This is a genomic window from Bacillus sp. FSL P4-0248 (genome assembly GCF_038593305.1).
Lineage (GTDB): Bacteria > Bacillota > Bacilli > Bacillales > Bacillaceae > Bacillus > Bacillus safensis.
Genome location: NZ_CP151983.1, coordinates 1,846,974 through 1,871,662, shown reverse-complemented (window position 1 = coordinate 1,871,662; position 24,689 = coordinate 1,846,974). Strand labels below are relative to the sequence as shown.

Genomic DNA, 24,689 nt, shown 5'->3' with positions numbered 1-24,689 from the left:
GGAGGAAGTTCAATGAAGATTACCAATCCAGTGCTCAAAGGGTTTAACCCCGATCCAAGTATTTGCCGTGTTGGAGAAGATTATTATATGGCCGTCTCTACATTTGAATGGTTCCCAGGGGTACAAATTTATCATTCGAAGGATCTCGTCCATTGGCGCCTTGCTGCGCGTCCTTTGCAAAAAACGTCGCAGCTGGATATGAAGGGAAATCCTGATTCTGGCGGAGTATGGGCGCCGTGCTTAAGCTATGCGGATGGGCAGTTTTGGCTTATTTATTCAGATATCAAAGTAGTGGATGGTCCATTTAAAGACGGTCATAATTATTTGGTCACGGCAAGCGAAGTGGACGGCGATTGGAGTGAACCGATCCGGCTCAACAGCTCCGGCTTTGATCCATCTTTATTCCATGATCAAAGCGGGAAGAAATACGTCTTAAATATGCTGTGGGACCATAGAGAAAAGCATCATTCCTTTGCAGGTATTGCCTTGCAGGAATATAGTGTGGCTGAAAAGAAGCTCATCGGTCGAAGGAAGGTCATTTTTAAAGGCACACCGATTAAACTGACAGAAGCGCCGCATCTGTATCATATCGGTGACTACTACTATTTATTAACGGCAGAAGGAGGCACCAGGTATGAGCATGCAGCAACGATCGCCCGTTCCTCGCATATTGAAGGGCCTTATGAGGTTCATCCTGATAACCCGATCTTAAGTGCCTTCCACGCGCCTGAACATCCGCTTCAAAAATGCGGGCATGCTTCAATCGTTCAAACGCATACAAATGAATGGTATCTCGCTCATCTCACTGGCCGTCCGATTCAATCAAACAAGGAATCTATTTTTCAACAGAGAGGTTGGTGTCCTTTAGGAAGAGAAACAGCGTTACAAAAGCTTGAATGGAAGGATGGCTGGCCTTATGTTGTAGGCGGAAAGGAGGGGACGCTTGAGGTTGAAGCGCCAAAGATCGAAGAAAAGGTTTTTGCACCAACCTATCATACAGTCGATGAATTTAGAGAATCAACACTAAATAGACACTTCCAAACATTAAGAATTCCGTTTACCGATCAGATTGGTTCGTTAACGGAGAAACCTCAGCATTTAAGGTTATTCGGCCGCGAATCTTTAACGTCTAAGTTTACCCAAGCATTTGTTGCAAGACGCTGGCAAAGCTTTTATTTTGAAGCAGAGACAGCTGTTTCGTTCTTCCCAGAAAACTTTCAGCAATCAGCTGGTCTTGTGAATTATTATAATACGGAAAACTGGACAGCACTCCAGGTGACATATGATGAGGAACTTGGCCGCACGCTTGAACTATCTGTCTGTGAAAACCTTGCCTTTTCTCAGCCATTGGCACATAAAATCATCATTCCTGACGAGGTCACTTATGTCTATTTAAAAGTGACCGTTCGGAAAGAGACATATAAATATTCTTATTCATTTGATCAGAAAGAGTGGAAGGAAATTGATGTACCGCTTGAATCCATCCATTTATCCGATGATTTTATTCGAGGCGGGGGGTTTTTTACAGGGGCATTTGTCGGTATGCAGTGCCAAGATACGAGCGGCGAGCGTCTTCCTGCTGATTTTCACTATTTTCGCTATGAGGAAACAGACGAATAAGAAAGACAACTCGCTACGAGCTGTCTCTTTTTGAAAAACAAATAGGTCATGTTGTGAGGGTGGCATCTTGCAGAAAAGCTTCTATGACAAGAGATGTCATCCCCAATACTGGCGCATTGTGTCCTAATGATGAAGGGAGCAGCTCTACATGTGAGCTGAATTGCGTATCCATTCGCGAGGATACCTCCTCCTCAATCACATGTAGAACCGCCTGATGTGATTCGATCACTTTGTTTCTTAAAATAATGGCTTGCGGGTTAAAGGTATGCAGGACGTTTGTGAGACCGACACCAAGGTAAAAGCCAAAGTTGCGCAGGGCATTGAGCGTTTTCATATCATTTAACTTGGCCAGCTGTTCCAGGTCTTGATGGGAGATGTGCTGATCATCTGTTTGAAGAGACTGAAACAAGGCTTTCTCAGAAGCATACAATTCCCAGCATCCACGGTTCCCGCAGCTGCATGTCGGTCCGTTAAAATCGATTGTCATATGTCCCATTTCACCAGAAAAGCCGTACGCCCCTCTGTATAAATGATGATCGATGATGATTCCGATCCCGATGCCAGTGCCGATGCTTGCATAGATCAAATGGTCATAATGTTTAGCGGCACCAAAGATTTTTTCACCATATGCACCGGCATTTGCTTCATTTTCAATGAAGATCGGTACTTGGAATGTCTCTTGCAGCGTGGTTTTCAGATCAACATTTTTCCATTTGGAATGAGGCGTAAACACGATTTGTTCACCTGCATCCACTAAACCATGTATGCATAGGCCAATGCCAATGAGCCCGTATGGGGAAGAGGGCATTCGTGAGATGAGCTGCTGTATTAATTCAATTAATTTACGTATTGTGACCTCAGGAGAGCTGGGTGGGAGCTTGATCTGCTCTTCGTAAAGAATGGACCCTTCAAGGTCAGTTAATATGCCATTGACATAATCAACGCCGACATCGATTCCGATGGAGCAGCCAGCACGTTTATTAAACATTAGTAAAACCGGTCTTCTCCCGCCGCTAGACTCACCTTGACCGATTTCATAGACAAGATGTTCTTTCATTAATGTACTTACTTGAGAAGAAACAGTCGATTTATTTAATCCAGTGCGTTCAGATAATTTTGCTCTCGAAATGGGCGCATGCTGGAGAATTTCTTTTAATAATAGTTTTTGATTTATTTTTTTTACAAAGTTCTGATCAGCGATATCCACGTTATCCACTCCATTTGTTTCGTCTTTAGATTAAGTTGAGAAGAGCTGCTTTTTTCAGCATGTATTTAGTAAGATAAATGATTTTAACTTTATTATAACGAAAATATTTTTAAAAAACTAAAAAATATGGAAAATTCAAAGTGATTTTTTCATAGATTGATCATTAGTTTGTTGAATCAACTTACAAAGTGTACTCAGGAGGAATGAAGAATGACCAAATCAAATATGAAAACGTTATACAGCTTAGAAGGAATCGGCAAAATTCAATATGAAGGAAAACAATCAAAAAATCCACTCGCCTTTCAATACTATAATCCAAGCGAAGTGATTGGCGGAAAAACAATGAAAGACCACCTGCGTTTTTCAGTCGCTTATTGGCATACATTAACTGCTGATGGAACAGACATGTTTGGAACTGGCACGATGCAAAGAGCGTGGGACTCTTATAGCGGAATGGATTTAGCAAAAGCTAGATTGGAAGTCGCCTTTCAGCTTTTTGACCTGTTGGATGTTCCGTATTTTTCATTCCATGATCGTGACATCGCGCCAGAGGGGGAGACGCTTCAAGAGACCAATCAACAATTAGACATCATTTTAGAAAGAATGAAAGAATACATGAAGCAAAGCGGAGTAAAGCTGCTGTGGAACACGGCCAATATGTTCAAGCATCCTAGATTTGTACACGGTGCTGCGACATCTTGTCATGCAGATGTCTTTGCCTATGCGGCCGCACAGGTCAAAAAAGGCATTGAAACCGCCAAAGAACTCGGTGCAGAAAATTATGTTTTCTGGGGTGGACGAGAAGGGTACGATACGCTGCTCAATACAGATATGAAAAGAGAGCTTGATCACATGGCGGCTTTCTTGCATATGGCTGTTGAATATGCAAAAGAAATTGGGTACACTGGCCAATTTTTAATCGAACCAAAACCAAAGGAACCAACCACTCATCAATACGACACAGATGCAGCGACATCCATCGCCTTTTTAAAACAATACGGATTAGATTCCCATTTCAAATTAAATATCGAGGCCAATCATGCGACACTGGCCGGCCATACGTTTGAGCATGAATTACGTGTCGCAAGAATTCATGGGCTGCTCGGTTCTGTTGATGCAAACCAAGGAAATTCGCTTCTTGGGTGGGATACAGATGAATTTCCAACCGATCTGTATGCCACAACTCTTGCCATGTATGAAATTCTGCAAAATGGCGGTCTAGGGTCTGGCGGTCTTAATTTTGATGCAAAAGTGAGAAGAGCTTCCTTTGAACTTGAAGATATTTTATATGCCCATATTGCCGGGATGGATGCATTCGCAAAAGGACTGCGGGTCGCTCATAGACTCATAGAAGACCGTGTGTTTGAAGATGTTATAAAGCACCGGTATCGCAGCTTTTCTGAAGGAATTGGACGTGATATTTCAGAAGGAAAGGCAAACTTTCATACATTAGAAGAATATGCGCTGAAACATCCTTTGATCAGAAACGAATCGGGAAGAGAGGAACAGCTGAAAGCCCGTTTAAATCAATACTTGTTAGAAGATTAATTGAAGGGGCTGACCTGTTTTGAAGGAGTGAAAACATGAAATATGTGATGGGAATTGATCTGGGAACAAGCGGGGTCAAGGCGATATTAGTGGATGAGAGCGGGAAGGTGTGCTGCGAAGCCTCTAAGCCGTACCGCCTCATTCAAGAGAAGCCTGGATATTGTGAGCAGCACCCCGAGGATTGGGTAAAGCAGACAATGGCTGCGATGAAAGAACTGATGGCAAAGCAGCCTGTTCATTCAAGACGAGTTGAAGGCATCAGCTTTTCCGGCCAGATGCATGGATTAGTTCTATTAAATGAATCTCGCGAAGTGCTCCGCCCTGCAATTTTATGGAATGATACACGGACGACAGCACAATGTACGCACATGACAAAAAAGCTGGGAGACCGGCTGCAAAAGATCACAAAAAACCAGGCGTTAGAAGGATTCACACTGCCAAAATTATTATGGGTAAAGGAACATGAACCACATATTGATCAGCAAATCGACATGTTTTTACTCCCAAAAGATTATGTCAGATTTCGTTTAACAGGCGCAGTCCATATGGATTATTCTGATGCGGCTGGCACCTTGCTGTTAAATATCGGTGAACAGACGTGGAGTGAGGAGATTTGTCAGGCATTTGATATTTCTCCTCACATTTGCCCGCCGCTTGTCACATCAGAGGCAGAGGTTGGTACACTTTTGCCGCACATTGCACGTGAAGTTGGGATGAAAGAAGGCGCAAAGGTTTTTGCCGGCGGGGCAGATAATGCCTGCGGAGCAATTGGTGCTGGCATCTTGTCCTCTGACCGCACGTTATGCAGTATCGGCACATCTGGGGTCATTCTTTCCTATGAAGAGGATCATGAAAGGGAGCTTCAAGGGAATTTGCATTTGTTTCATCATGCAAAAAAAGGCGCTTTTTACACAATGGGTGTCACCCTTTCAGCAGGATATAGCCTGAACTGGGCAAAACACTTACTGGCTCCTGAGGAATCGTTTCAGTCACTTTTAGAAGGTGCGGCTCATGTTGCACCAGGAGCGAAAGGATTGCTCTTTACACCCTATTTAGTCGGGGAAAGAACACCTCATGCGGATTCGATCATTCGCGGCAGCTTGATTGGATTAGACAGCAGGCATGAAAGGGCACATGTTGTCAGAGCTGTTTTAGAGGGAATTACCTTTTCGCTAAATGAATCTATCGCATTATTCCGGCAGGCAGGAAAAAACATAGATTCTATTGTATCTATTGGCGGCGGTGCGAGAAGCCGGACATGGCTTCAAATGCAAGCAGACATTTTTCAGGCTGAAGTCATCCAGTTAGACAATGAACAAGGGCCCGCTTTAGGTGCAGCGATGCTTGCCGCAGTTGGCTGCGAATGGTATCCGTCACTTGAAGTATGTGCACATCAGTTGATCCATCAAGCTGCTGTTTATGAGCCAAATCAGCCGCACGCAGAAGTATATGCCGATCTATTTCATTTGTATCAAAGGATTTATACACAAACAAAAGACATCCATGCCGGGCTAAAGCAGTATCGTTCCATCTAACTGAGAAGGCTGCATGAAAGGAGGTGATGGGTTTTTCACCTTAGGGATGACAGAACAATACGGATGAAAAAAGGAGAGGGATGGAAAATGAATTTGAAAAGATTGAGGCTGTTGTTTGTGATGTGTATTGGATTTGTGCTGACACTGACGGCTGTGCCAGCTCATGCGGAAACGATTTATGATAATAGGATAGGGACACACAGCGGATACGATTTTGAATTATGGAAGGATTACGGAAATACCTCGATGACACTCAATAACGGCGGGGCATTTAGTGCAAGCTGGAACAATATTGGAAATGCCTTATTTCGAAAAGGAAAGAAGTTTGATTCCACTAAAACTCATCATCAACTTGGCAACATCTCCATCAACTACAACGCAGCCTTTAACCCGGGCGGGAATTCCTATTTATGTGTCTATGGCTGGACACAATCTCCATTAGCTGAATACTACATTGTTGAGTCATGGGGCACATATCGTCCAACAGGAACGTATAAAGGATCATTTTATGCCGATGGAGGCACATATGACATATATGAAACGCTCCGTGTCAATCAGCCTTCTATCATTGGAGACGCTACCTTCAAACAATATTGGAGTGTACGTCAAACAAAACGCACAAGCGGAACTGTTTCCGTCAGTGAGCATTTTAAAAAATGGGAAAGCTTAGGCATGCCAATGGGAAAAATGTATGAAACAGCATTAACTGTAGAAGGCTACCGAAGCAACGGAAGTGCGAATGTCATGACGAATCAGCTGATGATTCGATAAAAGCATATGAAAAAAGCCAGCAAAAAACGGCTGGCTTTTTTCTATGATAATTTTTCAACTTCCACTCTGCCAGAAAAGAACGTCGCGCCGCCGCCCATATCTGCCAATCGATCAGGTGTTAATCCATTCACTAAATGCTTTTTGCCTTTTTGATCTGCCCATAATCCTTGACTGACCACAACACCAGATAATACATTTTGACCGACTGACACGACAAGCTCACACTCTCCTCGGTCGTTTAGCACACGCACCATGTCACCATCTTCAATTTTTCTTTCCTTTGCATCCTGTTCATTCATGTGAAGCTTCGGAAATTTCTCAAGCTTTTGATGCTTTTCATGAAGTGAGAAGGTGGAGTTCAGAAAATTATGGTTCGGTCCCGGTATAAAGGTAAGCGGATAATCGCTTTCCTGATAAAGGGGCACATAGGTTGGAAGTGCTGGATACCCGTTTTTTTTCATTTGTTCAGAATAAAGCTCAATTTTCCCGCTTGGGGTTTGAAGCTTTAATTCCTGGAAAGGTCCACGTTTCGCTTTGATCCATTTCTTTTCTTTTAATGCTTCGTATGAAATGTCCTCATAATGTGGATTTTCTGGATGATGAAGAGCTTGTTCCATCAGTTCAGCGTCTGTCTCGCGGAAGGCTTCATCTTCAAAGCCCATCGCATGGGCTAACAGGCGGAATACTTCAGTATTGGATTTGCTTTCTCCGTAGCGTTCTATCACTGGCTCCTGAATTTGAATATAATGATGCCAGTATGATGTATAGAAATCCTCGTTTTCAAAGGCTGATGTCGCCGGCAGGACAATGTCTGCATACGCCGCTGTTTCTGTCAGGAATAAATCATGAACCACTGTAAATAAGTCCTCTCTCAGCAAACCTTCTCTGACTTTATTCGCTTCAGGTGTCACAACCGCTGGGTTGCACGAGTAGATAAAGAGAGAATCAACGGAAGGCTCTGCGCTTGTCAGCACGCTGCCCAGCTGATTCATATTGAATGATCTAGGCGTGCGTTCTTTTAATAAATCCGGCCGCTGAAGGGCTGTTTCATTATAGCTGAGAAAAGAAGAGTTTGATTTCATCGCGCCGCCGCCCTTGTGAAGCCATTGGCCAGTCAGGGCAGGGAGGCAGGAAATGGTTCTAATACTCATCCCGCCATTATCATGGTGCTGCAAACCATTCCCAATGCGAATAAGAGAGGGTGATGTCTCAGCGTACATTCTTGCAAGTGTAATGATGTCGCCTTTAGGGACACCTGTGATGCGCTCAACTGTGTCTGGATCATACTGCTTTACATGCTCGCGCAGCTCTTTATGGCCGACCGTGTAAGTCTCTAAAAAGGCTTCATCTGTACGTTCCTCTTTAAAAAGAACATGCATGATGCCAAGGGCAAGTGCACTGTCAGTACCAGGACGAAGCGGAATGAACCAATCTGCCATCCGGCCGGTTTGGTTCTTGTGAACATCAATCACGACAATCTTAGCTCCTTGCTTTCGCGCTTTTTGTGCCAAGGTGATTTGGTGCATATTGGTCGACACAGCATTGATGCCCCAAAAGATAAATAGTTTCGTATGAATGGTGTCTTCAGGATCTGTCCCAATGCTTGCGCCCATTGTATATTTATAGCCAGTCGTTCCTGCTGACTGACAGATCGTCCGGTCTAACTGGCTTGAACCAAGACGATAAAAAAAGCGGCGGTCCATTCCTTCTGCGTTGAGATTGCCCATGTTCCCATAGAAGCTGTAAGGCAGAATGCTTTCTGGTCCTTTTTCTTCGATCAGCTTTGTCCATTTTTGACGAATGGTTTCAATGGCTTCTTCCCACGTAATCGGCACAAACTGTGCTTCGCCTTTTTGGCCAACACGTTTTAACGGAGTGGTCAGTCTTTTTTCATCATATAAACGTGCTGTGACATTACGCACTTTGTTGCATATGTTTCCTTGTGTGACAGGGTGGTCCGGATCTCCCTGCACTTTCACGATCTTTCCATTTTCTTTATGTATTAAAAGACCGCACTGATCCGGGCAGTCTAACGAACAAACTGATTTGAATATTCCGTCTTTCATCGCTGTATAATCGGTCATGAGTTTTTGGCTTCCTTTCTTCATTCCGTTATCACTTTGTATGGACTTTATTTTAGCATGTTCGGAGGTGGAAGGTAAGAAAGAGATGATGAATTGAAGAAAATGAAAAAAAGCCCCTGAAAAAGGGACTTTTAAAAACGGGTGACATGTACAGGAAATTCTTTTACCCCAAAAACAAACGTGCTTTGAATAGGTTTTAGCTGTTCTGCCACGCAGGTGATGTCTTGAAACGTATGGAGTAAAACGTCAAGCGCAATGTTGCTTTCAAGCCGGGCAAGCGGTGCACCGAGACAAAAATGAATGCCAAATCCAAAGCTCATATGCGGATTTGATTTTCGGTCAAGCCGGAACGTATCTGGATCTTCAAACTTCTGTTCATCCCGATTTGCTGAAGCAACCCAGCTGATGAGGTAGTCTCCTTTTTGAATGTGCGCGCCTGCAATTTCAACATCCTCTGCGGCGATTCGGCCAATGGCTTGAACAGGGGGATAATACCGCAGCGTTTCCTCAGTCAATTGAGGAATAAGAGAGGGGTCCTGCCGAACTGATTCAGCAATATGCGGCTGCTCTGTCAGCAGTCGTACGGCATTGGTTATTAAATTGGTCGTTGTCTCATTGCCTGCAACGAGTAATAGAATACAAAAGCCAAGCAGTTCATTCTCGGTTAAACGCTCTCCATCAATTTCTGCTTGAATGAGAAGCGAGATCAAGTCATCGGCAGGCGTTTCTTTTCTTTTTTTAATCAAATGAGCAAAATAAATGGACAGCTCCTCTTCAGCGCGTTTCTGCATATCTACAACAGCCTGAATGGCTTCCTTTGATTCATCCTTAGCACCTGCCACAAGGGCATCAGAATGTTTTTTAATCAGCTCTCTGTCCTGCACCTCTGCACCGAGAAGCTCAGCGATGATCATCACTGGCAGGGGAGCTGCTAAATCTTGCACAATATCAAACGTACGTTGATCCTTTACTTGATTTAATAGATCATGTGTCAGGTCCTTGATCTTATCTTCTAATTGCTTGATCGCTTTTGGGGTGAATGCTTTATTCACAAGCGCTCTCATCTTTGTATGTTTTGGAGGATCCATCGTTAAAATACTTGTTTTAGATGTGCTTCTTCCTCGCTGTGAAGAGAACACTTTAGGCTGCTTTAGAACAGACTGGATATCCGCATATCGAAAAAGATCCCAGCACTTTCTTGTCTCATCATATCTAATATCACTCTCTGCACGCAGCTCATTGTAAATAGGGAATGGGAAAAGAAGGTCATCGGTAGAACGGATTTCTTTCATTGGAATCACATTGACATAGTTTTCTTTCACTTTCATTATGAACGCTCCTTTTTCACATGATTTCTCTTTCACGGTATCACCAGTAAAATATCATTTCAACGGACATGTTTTCTAAAATATGTCAATAGTCTAATCGAAAGATTCAAGCACATTCACCATATAGGAAAATAGAAAGTCATTAAAATGAGAGCGCTTTCTAAAAAATAGAATTGAAGTCACCGAAACCAAAAATAAAATGGTGAATTCAGTCGAACGAAAGGGTCCTATGATTCAAATGATCATAGTTCTTTTGATCTAAAATGCTGTATTTGAAAAACACGGCTAACATACTTGCAGCAAGCTGCCGGCCATGCATTCGGGACTTTTGAAAAACGCTGGCTCTTTCTTGACACGATTTCTCATCATGTTACGATTACTAACGTGCGAAAAACACGAACAAAAAGCGAACAAGGGAGAGGATCAATATCATTGATCAAAAGAAAGTTGCTTTCATTGGAGCAGGTTCTATGGCGGAAGGAATGATCGCAGGGATTGTGCGATCAGGACAGATGCCGCTAGGCCAAATTTACGCAACAAACAGACAAAATCAACTTCGATTGAATGAACTAACGAAACGATACGGCATCCAAACAGCCGCAATGGATTCATTTCCTTTTGAAGAAATGGATATGTTGATCCTGGCCATGAAGCCAAAGGATGCTGAAGCAGCCCTTGAATCATTAAAACCTCGTATTCAGCCAGATCAGCTCATCATGTCTGTCCTTGCAGGTGTTAAGCTATCGTATATTGAAGACATGCTGCATGAAGGCCAGCCTGTTATGAGGGTCATGCCAAATACATCAAGTACGATCGGGGCGTCAGCGACTGCTTTATCTGCTGGACGTTATGTGAAAAGCGATCATATGAGCATAAGCCAGGCTCTTTTATCTGAAATGGGCGAAGTCTATACCATTCAGGAAGAGCAAATGGATATTTTCACTGGAATTGCTGGAAGCGGGCCCGCCTACTTTTATTTCTTAATGGAAAGAATCGAAGAAGCAGGAGAAGAGGCAGGTTTATCAAAGGAATTGTCTCGCCAAATTGGCGCGCAGACACTCCTCGGTGCGGCAAAAATGCTGCAAGAAACAGAGGAAAATCCTTCTGTCTTAAGAGAGAAAATTACGTCACCAAATGGAACAACTGCTGCAGGACTGAATGCATTAGATGATTTTGGCGGGGGAGAAGCGATCAAGCAAGCTGTCAAACATGCTGCCAATCGATCAAAAGAGATAAGCAATCAGCAAAAACAAAAAGTATCTATATAAATAGAGCTCAGGTACAGGAGTGATTAGGTGTACGCAGATAAAGAGAGAAAACGAATTGTTGTGAAAATCGGAAGCAGCTCTCTTACTAGCTTTCAAGGTGAGATTAGTTTGAAAAAACTAGAAAACCTCGTCAATCAAATTGTGAAACTTAAAGATGAAGGACACGAAGTCATTTTGGTTTCATCTGGTGCGGTTGCAGCTGGTTACCGAAAACTAGGATTTATCGATAGACCCAAAACACTGCCGGAAAAGCAGGCATCTGCCTCAATTGGGCAAGGGCTATTAATGGAATCATATTCTACTTTATTTTTATCACATGGTTATATTGCTTCACAGCTCTTAATCACAAGAAGTGATTTTTCTGATGAAACGCGCTATCAAAATGTGCGTAACACAATGAACGTGTTATTGGATCGAGGCATCATCCCAATTATTAATGAGAATGATACAGTGACGATCAATCGGTTGAAGTTTGGAGACAACGATACATTGTCTGCAAAAGTAGCTGGACTCATTGATGCGGATTTCCTTGCTATTTTATCTGATATTGATGGCTTGTATGAAGATAATCCTCATACTAATCCAAATGCGAAGAGAATTCTTGAAGTCACTGATATCACAGAAGACATCGAAGCAGCTGCTGGAGACGCAGGCAGCAGCGTAGGTACAGGCGGAATGAAATCAAAGCTCGATGCCTTTAAAATATCAATGGCCGCAGGGATCAACGGCTTTTTAGGAAAAGCAGATACGCCTCACATTTTAGACAAAGCGATCAATGGGACAGAGGACGGCACTTATTTTACCGCTGACGAAAATGTAGCGCCGCTCAATTATAAGAAGCAGTGGATTGCCTTTCATTCTGGACCAAAGGGTGAGATCGTGGTTCAAGAGAAAACACAGGAATTTCTCATGCACCGTGAGGGAAGTCTTGATTCTGATGGGATTGTCAATGTGAAAGGTTCATTTAAAAAAGGCGATGTTGTCCGTATTTTAGATCAAGATGGAAGAGAAATAGGGCTTGGCGTTGTGAATTATGCATCAGATGAACTCGCACGTAAGAGTCACTTGTTACAAGATGAAATCGTGCATGTCGTTGATCTTGAAGCATTTGTTTGTCATTTAGATTTATCGATTCCAGTTTGTTAACCAAAAGGGAGGAATTCCATGACACTGACAGCTGAAGTTGTCACATCGGTCAAAGAAAAAGCGAAGAAAGCAAAGCATGTTTCAAAAAAACTCGGTTTACTTCAGACAGAGGAAAAAAATGACGCGCTGCTTAAAATGGCAGAAGCGTTAGAGCAAAACAGCCGTTTCATTTTACAGGAGAATCAAAAGGATTTAGATACTGGGAAAGAAAAGGGCTTCTCAGAGGCACTCATGGATCGATTAATGTTAAATGAAGAAAGAATTCACGAGTTTGCTGAAAGTTTGCGGCTTGTGACGAGATTAACAGATCCTGTTGGAGAAATATTGGATGAATGGACTCTTGATAACGGCTTACACGTGAAAAGCCGAAGAGTACCGCTCGGCGTGATCGGGATGATCTATGAAGCGAGACCGAACGTCACTGTCGATGCAGCAGGCCTTGCCCTTAAGGCAGGCAACTCAGTGATTTTAAAAGGCGGTTCCTCCGCTATTTCTTCCAACAAAGCCATCGTCAGTGTGATCCATGAAGCATTGGATCAAACAAAGATTCCTCGTGATGCGGTGCAATTAATTGAACAAACAGACCGTTCATCGGTTCAGGCGATGTTTCAACTAAAAGAATGGATTGATGTTTTAATTCCGCGAGGCGGAGCATCTTTAATCAAAACAGTGGTAGAAGAATCCACTATCCCAGTGCTTGAAACAGGGACAGGAAACTGTCATGTCTATGTTGATCAAACCGCGAATGTGAAAAAAGCCATTGAGATTGTAATCAATGCGAAAACGAATCGTCCGGCCGTATGTAATGCACTTGAGACGCTGATTATTCATCGCGATTGGCTGAAAGAGAATGCAGCCTCATTAAATGAAGCTTTGCAGGAGCATCGTGTCACTGTACATGGCGACCAGGCAGCAGAGTCTTACTTCTCAAACGCGGTTCCTGCTTTGGAAGTGGATTGGACAGATGAGTATTTAAGTCTGGATCTTGCGGTAAAGGTAGTCGATTCAATCGAGGAAGCAATCAGCCATATCGATCAGTACGGCACAAAACATTCAGAAGCCATCGTGACAGAAGATGAAAAAAATGCACTCACGTTTCTAAACGAAGTAGATGCGGCGGCTGTTTATCATAACGCATCGACTCGCTTTACAGACGGCGGTGCACTTGGCTATGGAGCTGAAATCGGCATCTCTACTCAAAAACTGCACGCAAGAGGGCCAATGGGACTTCCTGCACTTACGACAACTAAGCTGCTTCTGTGTGGTGACGGTCAGATTAGAAGCTAGAAAGATTCAAGAAACACTACCTTTTTATGAGGTAGTGTTTTTAACTTTATTTAAAAGAAATACACGTTATCCTACGTTTGCACAATTTTTCTTCATGACCTTCTCAAATTTAAAAAATTCAAATTCCTCAGGTGCTAAAGGTTCATTGCCGTGATGTGCTTCATGATGTGCGTTTGGATCTGGATGGTGTAAGTGATAAAATTCAACTATTTGAAAACCGCATTTATTGACATAAAAATGAATGTTGCGTTTTTCAAAGTATGGAGTCACAACCTCCCATACAATCGTTTCTGGATATTGCGCCTCGATGGCTTTCCATGCTGCCTGACCAATGCCCCGGCCGTGAAAGGATGATGAAATGTATAGCAAATCAACCGAGTTGTGATGTGTCTCTTGGTTGATTTTGATCACAACGCCGCCTGCCTTTTCACCATTTAGCATAATATGATAAACAATGTGTTCATTTGAATGAAAGGATTCATCAATCACTTCATCTGGAGGAATTGGTCCACCATGCGCATCGCCAAATGCGTCGATTACGCCAGCTGTAAAAGCTTTCTGAAGCTCTTTTTTCATAGAAGGGAAATCCTCTTTATTTGCATGTGCTAATGTCACTTCATGTTGAATTATTTTGTTCATTTTCTTATCCTTTCCATGCGTAGTGATGTTTCTGGATGTTATAATAAAGGATGGAGTTACTCCATAGTCAAGAAAGGAGCCTTCATCATGATCAATGATGTGCAAAAAACGTTTTTCACTGGAGAATTTGCCAAGCTATTTGATGTCAAAAAAGATACGCTTCTGTATTATGATAAAATCGATTTATTTAAGCCGGCTGGTGTTCACGAAAATGGATACCGTTACTATACACTTGAGCAATTTGACCATTTTATTGCGATTCAATCCTTGCGAGCTGTTCAATTTCCGATCAAAGAGTTAAAACAATATTTCACAGAACCTTCCCGCGAGAGACTGCAAAGCCTAGCGGCCGACCAAATAAAAAAGGTCAAACAAGAGATTGAAAAACTTCAAGACATCCAGGCTTTTCTTATGCGGGTGATGGAGACGACACTTGAATTAGCAAATGTGAAAATAGGGGAGGTCCTGTTTCAAGAGCTGCCAGAAGAACCCGTTGTACTAAGTGCATCAAACCCGATCGACTTCAATACACCTGTAGAAGAAATATCACGTATTGTAGGGGAATTTTTAAAGGGAGTTGGCATAAAAGGGGCTGCGGCAAATGGTTCTGTCTTAAAAAAGGAGCAGTTCCGTAAGCGGCACTATCATCAGTCAGATCAGCTGTTCTGCCGAATGGATGGCCCGGGGGCAGTCAAAAAACCTGGCGGGCTCTATGCGGTGATGTATGATCAAGGAACATTTGATCAGATCGAATCTGCTTATTCGCATTTGTTAGATGAAATCGAGAAAGAGGGCATGATGCTGGATGGAGATGTATTTGAGGAGTATTTACTTCATTCGCTCATGTCTAAAGATGAAGCAGAGTATATAACGAAGCTCAGTGTAAAAGTGAAGAAGCGAGCAGATGACAATTGAAAAGAGGATAGACAGCATGTGACATGCGTGTCTATCCTCTTTTTTTGATGTTATCCCACTTGATTTTCGGCAAATTGACTCATATATAAGTCTGCATAGAAGCCTTTTTGTTTTAAGAGTTCGCTGTGCGATCCTTTTTCAATGATGCTTCCATCCTTCATGACTAAAATAAGGTCTGCATCCTTAATCGTTGAAAGTCTGTGTGCAATCACGAAGCTCGTTCTGCCTTTCATCAATTCATTCATTGCTTTTTGAATATGCATCTCTGTCCGTGTATCCACACTGCTTGTTGCTTCATCTAATATCAAGATCTTTGGATCAGATAAAATGGCACGGGCGATGGTTAACAGCTGGCGCTGACCTTGAGACAGGTTGCCTGCATCTTCTGTTAAGAGTGTGTCATATCCATCTGGAAGCGTGCGGATGAAATCATCTGCATAGGCATGTTTGGCGGCTTTGATGACATCCTCTTTGGAAACGTGCTGCCTGCCATAGGCAATGTTGTCGTAAATCGTTCCTTCAAAGAGCCATGTATCTTGAAGAACCATCGCAAATAATTCTCGTACTTGCTGACGGCTGAGGTCAGTTGTTTTGACACCGCCAATGCGTATGGAGCCTTGATCTAATTCGTAAAAACGCATTAAAAGATTAATGATGGTTGTTTTTCCTGCACCTGTTGGCCCAACAATGGCAACCGTCTGACCTTCTTGCACATCTAAATCCAAACCTTTAATAATCGGATGATCTTTTTCATATCCGAATTGAACTTGTTCAAAGCTCACATCGCCTGAGAGTGATGCAAGATCAATTGCCGCATCTTCTTCGGTACTTTCTTCTTCCTCATCAAGGATTTCAAAGACCCTTTCAGCAGAAGCGATCGCCGATTGAACTAAGTTTGCGACGCTTGATGCTTGCACAAGCGGCTGAGACATTTGCTGTGTGTATTGGATAAACGCCTGCACATCCCCGACACGAATATTCCCGTTAATGACTAGAATCCCGCCGGCTACACTGACTGCCACATAGCCAAGGTTCCCGATAAAGGTCATCATTGGCATCATTAAACCAGAAATGAACTGTGCTTTCCTTGAAGATTCATACAGCTTTTCATTTAATTGATCAAATGTATCGATTGCTTTCTTTTCGTAGCCATACGCACGAACTGTCTGATGTCCTGTGAACATCTCATTAATATGTCCATTGATCGTGCCAAGCTCTTTTTGCTGCGCTTTAAAATGCTTTTGAGAAAATGACGTAATGCCGCGAATCGCAAACAGGCTGAGTGGCAGCGTCAAACAAACAAGCAACGTAAGCAGCGGACTGATGAAGAGCATCATCACGACAATCCCAATGACTGTAATCACAGATGTAATCACTTGGGTGAGCGCCTGCTGAAGCGATGTATTAATATTATCGATATCATTCATCACACGGCTCAGCGTGTCCCCGTGGGTTGTTTTATCAAAATAACGAAGGGGGAGACGTGTGAGCTTGTCATTTGCTTCCTGCCGTAATTCAGCAATGGTCTGTTGAGAGACACCAGCCATGACATATTGCTGAACGAATGAAAAGAGGGAAGCAACGACGTACAGCACGACAAGCAGCAAAAGAATTCGTGAAATGACATCAAATTGAACGCCTGTTCCATTCGTAAAGCTGTCAAATAAGGAAGAGGTGGCATCCCCAAGCAGCTTTGGACTAATGACGTTAAAGACAGTTGAACCAATCGCTGCAATAAGGACGATGATCAGCTGAAATTTCCTTGGTTTTAAATAGCCTGTCAAACGAAGCAGTGTTTTCTTAAATTCCTTCGGTTTTGCGGCTGGCCCTTTAGGGTGGCCGCCTTTATGGCCCATGCCTGAAGACATTTTCTTACTCATCCTCGCTCACCTCCTGACCTTCCTGAGATGCGACAATCTCTTGATATACAAGATTATCCTTTAATAATTGTTCGTGTGTTCCGATACCTGCGATTTTCCCTTCATCAAGTACAATGATTTTATCACTATGCTTCACTGTACTGATTCGTTGAGCCACAATGATGAGGGCTGCATGAGCTTTTTCTGCTTCTAATGATGCCCGCAGCTTCGCATCTGTTTTGTAATCAAGTGCTGAAAAGCTATCGTCAAACAGATAGAATGATGGTCTTCTCACTAGCGCCCTTGCAATGGAAAGCCGCTGCTTTTGGCCGCCGGATAGATTGGAACCACCTTGATCAATTTCTGCATCAATTCCGCCATCTTTTTGCAAAACAAATTCTTCGGCCTGCGCAGTTCGCAGCGCCTGCCAGACGTCTTCATCGCTTGCATCCTGATTGCCAAAGCGCACATTTTCGGCAATGGTTCCGCTGAATAAAACAGCTTTTTGAGAGACATAGCCCATTTGGTTTCTCAGTTTCTCCTGAGGCAGTTCTCTAATGTCTACACCATCTAGTGTAATCCGGCCTTCTGTCACTTCATAAAAGCGCGTCATCAGCTGGAGAAGTGTTGTTTTCCCAGAACCCGTACTTCCGATGATGGCTGTCGTTTCACCAGTTTTGGCTTCAAACGTGATACCTTGAACGGCTGGTTTCTCAGCATTTGAGTAATAAAATGACACATCCTCAAAGCGAATGGATTGGGAGGGCTCGTGAAGCTCAGTCATAGACTCTTCTTTGTCTTTAATCTTTGGTTCCATGTTTAACACTTCATTCATGCGTTTAGCTGATGCTTGTGCTCTTGGGACCATAATAAAGCTCATCGACAGCATAATAAGTGCCATTAAAATCATCATCGCATATTGAATGAAGGCAATGAGATTTCCAACTTCCATTTCTCCGGCATCAATTCGGTTTGCGCCAAGCCAGACAATGCCGATATTCGTGAAGTTCATGATAATCAGCATAAATGGAAACAAGTAAGCCATTAATCGGTTGACTCTAAGACCAGTATCCTTATAGGACGTGTTGGCTTCTTGGAATCGCTCCTTTTCATCATCCACACGGTTAAAAGCGCGAATGACGCGGATGCCTGAAAGAGATTCTCGCATAATTAAATTCAGCCGGTCTGTTTTTTTCTGAAGCTGGCCAAATAGCGGAATGGCTTTTCTTGACACCAAATAGATAAATCCGCCAAGAAGAGGGAGGGCCGCTAAAAAGATAAGAGACAGGACAGCATCCCTGGAAACAGCCAAAATAATTCCGCCTACAAGCATGAGCGGGGCCCGCGTCATCATTTGTAAAATCATGATTGTCACATCTTGGACTTGTTTCACATCATTTGTTGATCTTGTAATAAAGGAAGACGTGCCGATCTTTTGAAATTCTTCTAATGAAAATTTTTCGACATGTACAAACAGCTGTCTTCTCATATCACGCCCGAAGCCAAGTGCTGTTTTTGATGACAAGTAAGACTTCCAAATGGTGAGCAAAATGGCGAGTAAAGAACAAGCCACCATCCAGCCGCCAACCTTCCATATGTAAGCAATATCTCCCTGGACGATACCGACATCAACGATATCTGCTGTTAACGTCGGTAAATACAGTTGGAGCATACTGCTTAAAAAGGTGAGAATGACAATGGACACAACGGACAGCCGATACGGCTTTAAAAACGATAAAATTGATTTCATACGAATACCTTTCTTCCATATAGTCTTTTGTTCTGTAACCCATCATATACAAAGTGGGATTATTTCTACAAATGAAATGTCTTGTTTTAGTGAATTATTTATATTGTTCAATTTTAGAAAAGAAATCCTTCACAAACACATAAAAATCATGGGCAGAAGGAGACATTTCGCGCGTTTTAGATGCAATAATTCCAACCGTTCTTCTCACTTGAGGGAAATCGATCGGAATTTTCACTGTAAATCGCGGTGTTGTTTCATAAAAGGCGCTTTCGGGTAATAAGGTAACGCCCATACCTGCAGATACGAGACCTTTAATGGCATCCAAATCTTCTCCTTCAGATGAAATGGTAGGCTCATAGCCTGCCTGCTTGCAAGCATCAACCGCAATTTGTCTCAGCACATACCCTTCAGGAAATAACACGAAATGATCCTTTCTTAAATCACTTAAATGAATACTTCTTTGTCCACTAAAGGGGTGGCTAACCGGTAAAAGGGCATAAATGCTTTCGGAAAACAAAATATTTCCTTCTATTTGAGAATCGTTTGTCGGTACGGGTCCTAAAAAGGCGAGATCGATATCTCGGTTTTTGACCGCTTCAATGAGAAATTTATAGGACCCTTGACGAAGTAAAAAATCGACCTCTGGATATTCCTGCTTAAAGGCGGAGATGACAGAAGGGAGTACTTGGCTTGCTAGACTTGTAGGAAAGCCAATATTCACCGTTCCTTTGTGCGGATCTAAGTATTCATCAATTTGCTCTTTCGCATAATCAATGGCTTTGAGTGCAGTTCTGACATGATCTAAAAATTGTCTGCCGATCTTCGTTAATTTGATATTTCGTCCTTCTCGTTCGAATAAGGCCACTCCAAGTTCTTCTTCTAAATTCGCAATCTGCCGGCTGATGGCAGATTGGGCAACATGTAAGTTTTCAGCCGCTTCTGACACGTGTTCACGGTCTGCGACTTCTACAAAATAACGTAACTGACGAAGCTCCATTTTTGCACTTCACACCCATCTATCTCAAAAAGAGATTGTTTTGATCTAAATTATATATTGTTTATATCAATTTGAAAACTTAAAATAAGTTACAGAGTTTGTGAGATTTTATTACTGTGAAAAAACGGATCTTTTAAACGGGGGAGAGAAACGATGACTTATAATCAACTACCACAACCACAAGGTCTCTACCGTCCTGAATTTGAACATGATGCATGTGGAATCGGACTGTACGCCCATTTAAAAGGGGAGGCGACACATAGCATCGTCAAAAAGGGATTACAAATGCTGTGCCAGCTTGATCATCGCGGCGGGCAAGGCAGTGATCCGTATACAGGTGATGGTGCCGGTTTAATGGTACAGCTGCCAGACGCTTTCTTTAGAAAGAACTGCAAAGAATTTGCACTTCCTGAAAAAGGCCGTTACGGGGTAGGAATGGTCTTCTTTTCAAAAGATGATGACGAAAAAACGCGTCAAGCCATCGAACAGAAAATCAACGGGTTCATTAAACAAGAAGGCCAAACATTAATTGGCTGGAGAACAGTTCCTGTCGATGCCGGAAAAATTGGTACTGTCGCAGCGAAGAGCTGTCCGGTTGTGAGACAGGTCTTTATCGGAGCAAACGACAAGATCACAGATCGTTTGTCATTTGAACGAAAATTATATGTCATCCGTAAACAGGCTGAGAACTGGGGAACAAGAGAAGAAAAACAATTTTACTTTGTCAGCCTGTCGAGTCAAACCATCGTATACAAGGGGCTTTTAACATCAGATCAAGTCGATGCTTTTTATCTTGATCTACAGGATGAAACATTTGTTTCTGCATTTTCACTTGTCCATTCAAGATTTAGTACAAATACATTTCCTACATGGGAAAGAGCCCATCCAAACCGTTACTTAATTCACAACGGAGAAATCAACACATTAAGAGGGAACATCAATTGGATGAGAGCAAGAGAGCAACAATTCGTATCTGAAGCCTTCGGAGACGATTTAGACAAGATTTTGCCAGTGCTGAATGCAGACGGAAGTGATTCATCCATTTTAGACAATGCCTTTGAATTCTTTGTGCTTGCAGGCCGTACACCTGCTCATACAGCAATGATGCTGATTCCTGAGCCTTGGACGGAAAACACGCACATGTCGAAAGAGAAACGGGCATTTTATGAATACCATAGTTCTCTCATGGAGCCGTGGGATGGACCAACAGCCATTTCCTTTACTGACGGGAAACAAATCGGGGCCATCTTAGACCGAAATGGATTAAGACCGGCAAGATATTATGTCACGAATGATGATCATATCATTTTCTCTTCTGAGGTTGGCGTAATCGACACAAATGAAGAAGATGTTAAGTATAAAGATCGACTTGAGCCTGGTAAAATGCTGCTCATTGATCTAGAAGAAGGACGAATTATTTCTGACGAAGAAGTGAAATCGACCATTGCGAATGAACTGCCTTATCAAAAATGGCTCGATGAAGAAATGGTCCACGTCAATCGCTCGGAAGAAAATTCAGAAAATTCTAGTATAATGGATGATTTATTGACACGTCAGCGTGCGTTCCATTATACGTATGAAGACATTCAAAAGTATTTAATTCCTTTACTAGAGGAAGGCAAGGATCCAATCGGTTCAATGGGAAGTGACACACCGCTTGCTGTGTTATCAGATCGTGCGCAGTCTCTTTTTCATTATTTTAAGCAGCTGTTTGCACAAGTCACGAACCCGCCGATTGATGCCATTCGTGAGCAGCTCGTGACATCAACCATGACTTGGTTAGGTGCCGAAGGCGATATTTTACATCCGAATGAATATTCATGCCGAAGAATTAAACTTTATACACCGGTCTTAACGAGCGGGCAATTTAACGGCTTGAAAACGATTGTTCATAATGCCTTTAAAAGCAAAACAATCCATACACTTTTCACCGATGATTTAAAGCGCGGACTGGATGCGATGTTTGAAGAGGCGGAAAAAGCGATCAGAGAAGGTGTCTCTTTATTAATCCTTTCAGATCGTGAAATGACAGAAGAAAAAGTACCGATTCCACCACTTCTTGCGCTAAGTGCACTTCATCAGCATCTTGTGCGTCAAGGCCTGCGGACAAAGGTCAGTCTGATCGTTGAATCTGGAGAGGTGAGAGAGGTCCATCATTTTGCCGCACTAATTGGCTACGGGGCAGATGCGATCCACCCTTACCTTGTCTATGAAACGTATAAACAGCTGATTGCAGACGAAGCGATTTCGATCAGCTTTGATGAAGCTGTTACAAAGTTTGGTAAAAGCGTGACAGAAGGTGTCGTCAAAGTCATGTCCAAAGTGGGAATTTCCACTGTGCAAAGCTATAGAGGCGCGCAAATCTTTGAAGCAGTCGGGATTAGTGAAGACGTCATTCAAGCGTATTTCACAGGAACAGCTTCTCAGCTTGGCGGAATTGATCTTGACACCATTGCTCATGAGGCAAAACTCCGCCATGAAGCAGGGTATCAAGCAGCAACTGACCAGACACTTGAATCAGGCAGTGAATTCCAGTGGAGAAAAAATGGAGAACATCATGCTTTTAACCCAAAAACGATCCATACGCTCCAGTGGGCATGCCGTAATGAAGATTACGATCTATTTAAACAATATACAAAAGCAGCGGATGAAGAAAGAATCGGCTTCCTCAGAAACTTGTTTGCATTTCAGCCAAAACAAAAGCCGGTTCGTCTGGAAGAGGTTGAATCTGCTGAATCCATCGTGCGCCGCTTTAAGACAGGTGCCATGTCATTTGGATCTTTAAGTAAAGAAGCGCATGAGGCACTTGCGATTGCGATGAACCGAATTGGCGGTAAAAGTAACAGCGGAGAAGGCGGAGAAGATCCTGCCCGCTTTACAGTAGATGAACATGGTGATGACCGCAGAAGTGCAATTAAACAAATCGCTTCTGGCCGATTTGGTGTGAAAAGTCATTACTTAGTCAATGCAGATGAACTGCAAATTAAAATGGCGCAAGGAGCAAAACCTGGAGAAGGCGGACAGCTGCCAGGAAATAAAGTGTATCCTTGGGTTGCCGATGTACGTGGTTCTACGCCAGGTGTCGGATTGATTTCACCACCGCCGCATCATGATATTTATTCCATTGAGGATTTGGCACAGCTGATTCATGATTTGAAAAACGCGAACCGTGATGCCCGCATCAGTGTCAAGCTTGTATCTAAAGCCGGCGTTGGCACGATTGCAGCAGGTGTAGCAAAAGGAACTGCGGACGTCATTGTCATCAGTGGTTATGACGGCGGTACCGGAGCTTCACCGAAAACGAGTATTAAACACACAGGGCTTCCTTGGGAGCTTGGATTGGCAGAAGCGCATCAAACCCTTGTGTTAAACGGTCTTCGCGAAAGAGTCGTTCTTGAAACAGACGGAAAGTTAATGACTGGCCGCGACGTTGTGATGGCTGCGATTTTAGGAGCAGAAGAGTATGGCTTTGCGACAGCTCCACTTGTCGTGCTGGGCTGCGTGATGATGAGAGCATGTCATTTAGATACTTGCCCAGTCGGAGTAGCCACACAAAATCCAGAGCTTCGCAAAAAATTCATGGGTAACCCCGATCACATTGTGAACTTCATGATGTTTATTGCAGAGGAAGTAAGAGAAATCTTAGCGGAACTCGGCTTTACATCAATGGATGAATTAATCGGACGCACGGACGTCCTAGCGGTCAGTGAACGAGCAAAAGCACACTGGAAAGCAGGCCAGCTAAACCTTGAAACACTGCTTTATCAGCCAGAAGGAGCGCGGACATTCAGAACACCTCAAAATCATAAAATTGATGAATCGCTGGATATGAATGAAATCCTTCCTTATGTGCAAGAAGCGCTGAATCATCAAACACCGGTTGATCTATCATTGAACATTCGCAATATCAACCGTGTGGCCGGAACCATTACTGGCAGTGAAGTGTCTAAGCGCTACGGGGAAGAGGGCTTGCCAGAGGATACCATCACACTAAGATTCACTGGTTCAGCTGGACAAAGCTTCGGCGCATTTGTGCCAAAGGGCATGTCTCTCTATTTAACAGGTGATTCAAATGACTATATCGGCAAAGGACTCTCAGGAGGCAAAATTGCTGTTAAAACGTCTGATCATTTTGTACAAAATGGACATGAAAACGTCATTGTAGGGAACGTTGCATTTTACGGCGCAACTAGCGGAAAAGCTTATATTAACGGGCGTGCTGGTGAACGATTTGCTGTTCGTAATTCAGGTGTACATGTGGTTGTTGAAGGAATCGGAGATCACGGCTGTGAATACATGACTGGCGGACGTGTCGTTATTTTAGGAGACGTTGGGAAAAACTTTGGTGCAGGTATGTCTGGCGGTGTGGCTTACATCCATACATCGGATGCAAAACAGTTCAAAAGAATGTGCAATATGGAAATGATCATGTTTGAAAAGCTCACAGATCATGAAGAAGAACAAGAACTGAAACAAATGATCAAGGAACACCTTGATTATACAAACAGCTCAAAAGCAGCAGCACTTCTTGAAAACTGGGAGCAAGAAAAGGATCAATTCATCAAAGTCATTCCGAGAAATTACAAAATGATGCTTCAAAGCATCGAAGAACAAAAACAAGCGGGCCTCAGTCATGAAGAAGCGGTGATGTATGCCTTTGAAGCAAACACAAAACCGAAAAATCAAGAAACGGCAAACGGGCAAAAAGCAGCCCTCGCTCATTAAGAAAGGGGAG

16 protein-coding genes are annotated in these 24,689 nt (G+C 43.0%); 9 read left to right on the top strand and 7 right to left on the bottom strand.

Annotated features, from left to right (window positions below):
* The first annotated feature begins 12 nt into the window (after positions 1-12).
* On the top strand, positions 13-1,620 hold the full coding sequence (locus NST65_RS09330; RefSeq protein ID WP_111926561.1) for a glycoside hydrolase family 43 protein: 1,608 nt from the start codon (positions 13-15) through the stop codon (positions 1,618-1,620).
* 46 nt (positions 1,621-1,666) lie between these two features.
* Here the strand turns inward: NST65_RS09330 and NST65_RS09325 are convergent, their stop codons facing one another.
* On the bottom strand, positions 1,667-2,827 hold the full coding sequence (locus NST65_RS09325; RefSeq protein WP_111926563.1) for an ROK family transcriptional regulator: 1,161 nt from the start codon (positions 2,825-2,827) through the stop codon (positions 1,667-1,669).
* Positions 2,828-3,037: 210 nt separating this feature from the next.
* On the opposite strand from NST65_RS09325, the gene xylA reads away from it, so the two are divergent.
* From xylA to NST65_RS09310, 3 genes are all read left to right on the top strand, one after another.
* Positions 3,038-4,375: a xylose isomerase gene (gene xylA / locus NST65_RS09320; RefSeq protein WP_034280650.1), complete on the top strand. Its 1,338-nt coding sequence runs from the start codon at positions 3,038-3,040 to the stop codon at positions 4,373-4,375.
* Positions 4,376-4,410: 35 nt separating this feature from the next.
* The gene (gene xylB, locus NST65_RS09315) at positions 4,411-5,910 is read left to right on the top strand and encodes a xylulokinase (protein WP_111926565.1); all 1,500 of its coding nucleotides are present in this window, start codon (positions 4,411-4,413) and stop codon (positions 5,908-5,910) included.
* 87 nt (positions 5,911-5,997) lie between these two features.
* Positions 5,998-6,681, top strand: a complete 684-nt coding sequence (locus NST65_RS09310; protein WP_024422656.1) for a glycoside hydrolase family 11 protein — start codon at positions 5,998-6,000, stop codon at positions 6,679-6,681.
* Positions 6,682-6,722: 41 nt separating this feature from the next.
* Here the strand turns inward: NST65_RS09310 and NST65_RS09305 are convergent, their stop codons facing one another.
* Positions 6,723-8,765, bottom strand: a complete 2,043-nt coding sequence (locus NST65_RS09305) for a molybdopterin oxidoreductase family protein (protein WP_111926599.1) — start codon at positions 8,763-8,765, stop codon at positions 6,723-6,725.
* Between the two features lie 131 nt (positions 8,766-8,896).
* Positions 8,897-10,093: a cytochrome P450 gene (locus NST65_RS09300; RefSeq protein WP_070326580.1), complete on the bottom strand. Its 1,197-nt coding sequence runs from the start codon at positions 10,091-10,093 to the stop codon at positions 8,897-8,899.
* A gap of 422 nt (positions 10,094-10,515) precedes the next feature.
* Between NST65_RS09300 and proC the strand changes: the two genes are divergently transcribed.
* The 3 genes from proC to NST65_RS09285 are packed head-to-tail and all read left to right on the top strand — an operon-like array spanning position 10,516 to position 13,794.
* Positions 10,516-11,361 (top strand): pyrroline-5-carboxylate reductase, encoded by an 846-nt coding sequence (proC, locus tag NST65_RS09295; RefSeq protein WP_111926567.1) that lies wholly within the window; start codon positions 10,516-10,518, stop codon positions 11,359-11,361.
* A 27-nt stretch (positions 11,362-11,388) separates the two neighbouring features.
* A complete protein-coding gene (gene proB / locus NST65_RS09290) occupies positions 11,389-12,507 on the top strand; it encodes a glutamate 5-kinase (protein WP_061109237.1) in 1,119 nt (372 codons plus the stop codon).
* Between the two features lie 18 nt (positions 12,508-12,525).
* Positions 12,526-13,794, top strand: a complete 1,269-nt coding sequence (locus NST65_RS09285; protein ID WP_111926569.1) for a glutamate-5-semialdehyde dehydrogenase — start codon at positions 12,526-12,528, stop codon at positions 13,792-13,794.
* Between the two features lie 66 nt (positions 13,795-13,860).
* Here NST65_RS09285 and NST65_RS09280 read toward each other — a convergent pair whose 3' ends face one another.
* Positions 13,861-14,433, bottom strand: a complete 573-nt coding sequence (locus NST65_RS09280) for a GNAT family N-acetyltransferase (RefSeq protein ID WP_111926601.1) — start codon at positions 14,431-14,433, stop codon at positions 13,861-13,863.
* Positions 14,434-14,520: 87 nt separating this feature from the next.
* On the opposite strand from NST65_RS09280, the gene NST65_RS09275 reads away from it, so the two are divergent.
* A complete protein-coding gene (locus tag NST65_RS09275) occupies positions 14,521-15,348 on the top strand; it encodes a MerR family transcriptional regulator (protein ID WP_070326584.1) in 828 nt (275 codons plus the stop codon).
* 50 nt (positions 15,349-15,398) lie between these two features.
* Here the strand turns inward: NST65_RS09275 and NST65_RS09270 are convergent, their stop codons facing one another.
* The 3 genes from NST65_RS09270 to NST65_RS09260 all read right to left on the bottom strand — a co-directional run bounded on the left by NST65_RS09270 (position 15,399) and on the right by NST65_RS09260 (position 19,954).
* Positions 15,399-17,228: an ABC transporter ATP-binding protein gene (locus NST65_RS09270; protein WP_111926571.1), complete on the bottom strand. Its 1,830-nt coding sequence runs from the start codon at positions 17,226-17,228 to the stop codon at positions 15,399-15,401.
* Complete coding sequence (locus NST65_RS09265; protein ID WP_111926573.1) at positions 17,221-18,957, bottom strand: ABC transporter ATP-binding protein; 1,737 nt, start codon at positions 18,955-18,957, stop codon at positions 17,221-17,223. The genes NST65_RS09270 and NST65_RS09265 overlap by 8 nt, the downstream gene beginning before the upstream one ends.
* Positions 18,958-19,051: 94 nt before the next feature.
* Positions 19,052-19,954 carry a LysR family transcriptional regulator gene (locus NST65_RS09260; RefSeq protein ID WP_034280677.1) on the bottom strand — a complete coding sequence of 301 codons (903 nt, stop codon included), beginning with the start codon at positions 19,952-19,954 and terminating at the stop codon, positions 19,052-19,054.
* A 153-nt stretch (positions 19,955-20,107) separates the two neighbouring features.
* Here NST65_RS09260 and gltB point away from each other — a divergent pair, with 153 nt between their 5' ends.
* Positions 20,108-24,679, top strand: a complete 4,572-nt coding sequence (gene gltB, locus NST65_RS09255) for a glutamate synthase large subunit (RefSeq protein ID WP_111926575.1) — start codon at positions 20,108-20,110, stop codon at positions 24,677-24,679.
* Positions 24,680-24,689: the final 10 nt, after the last annotated feature.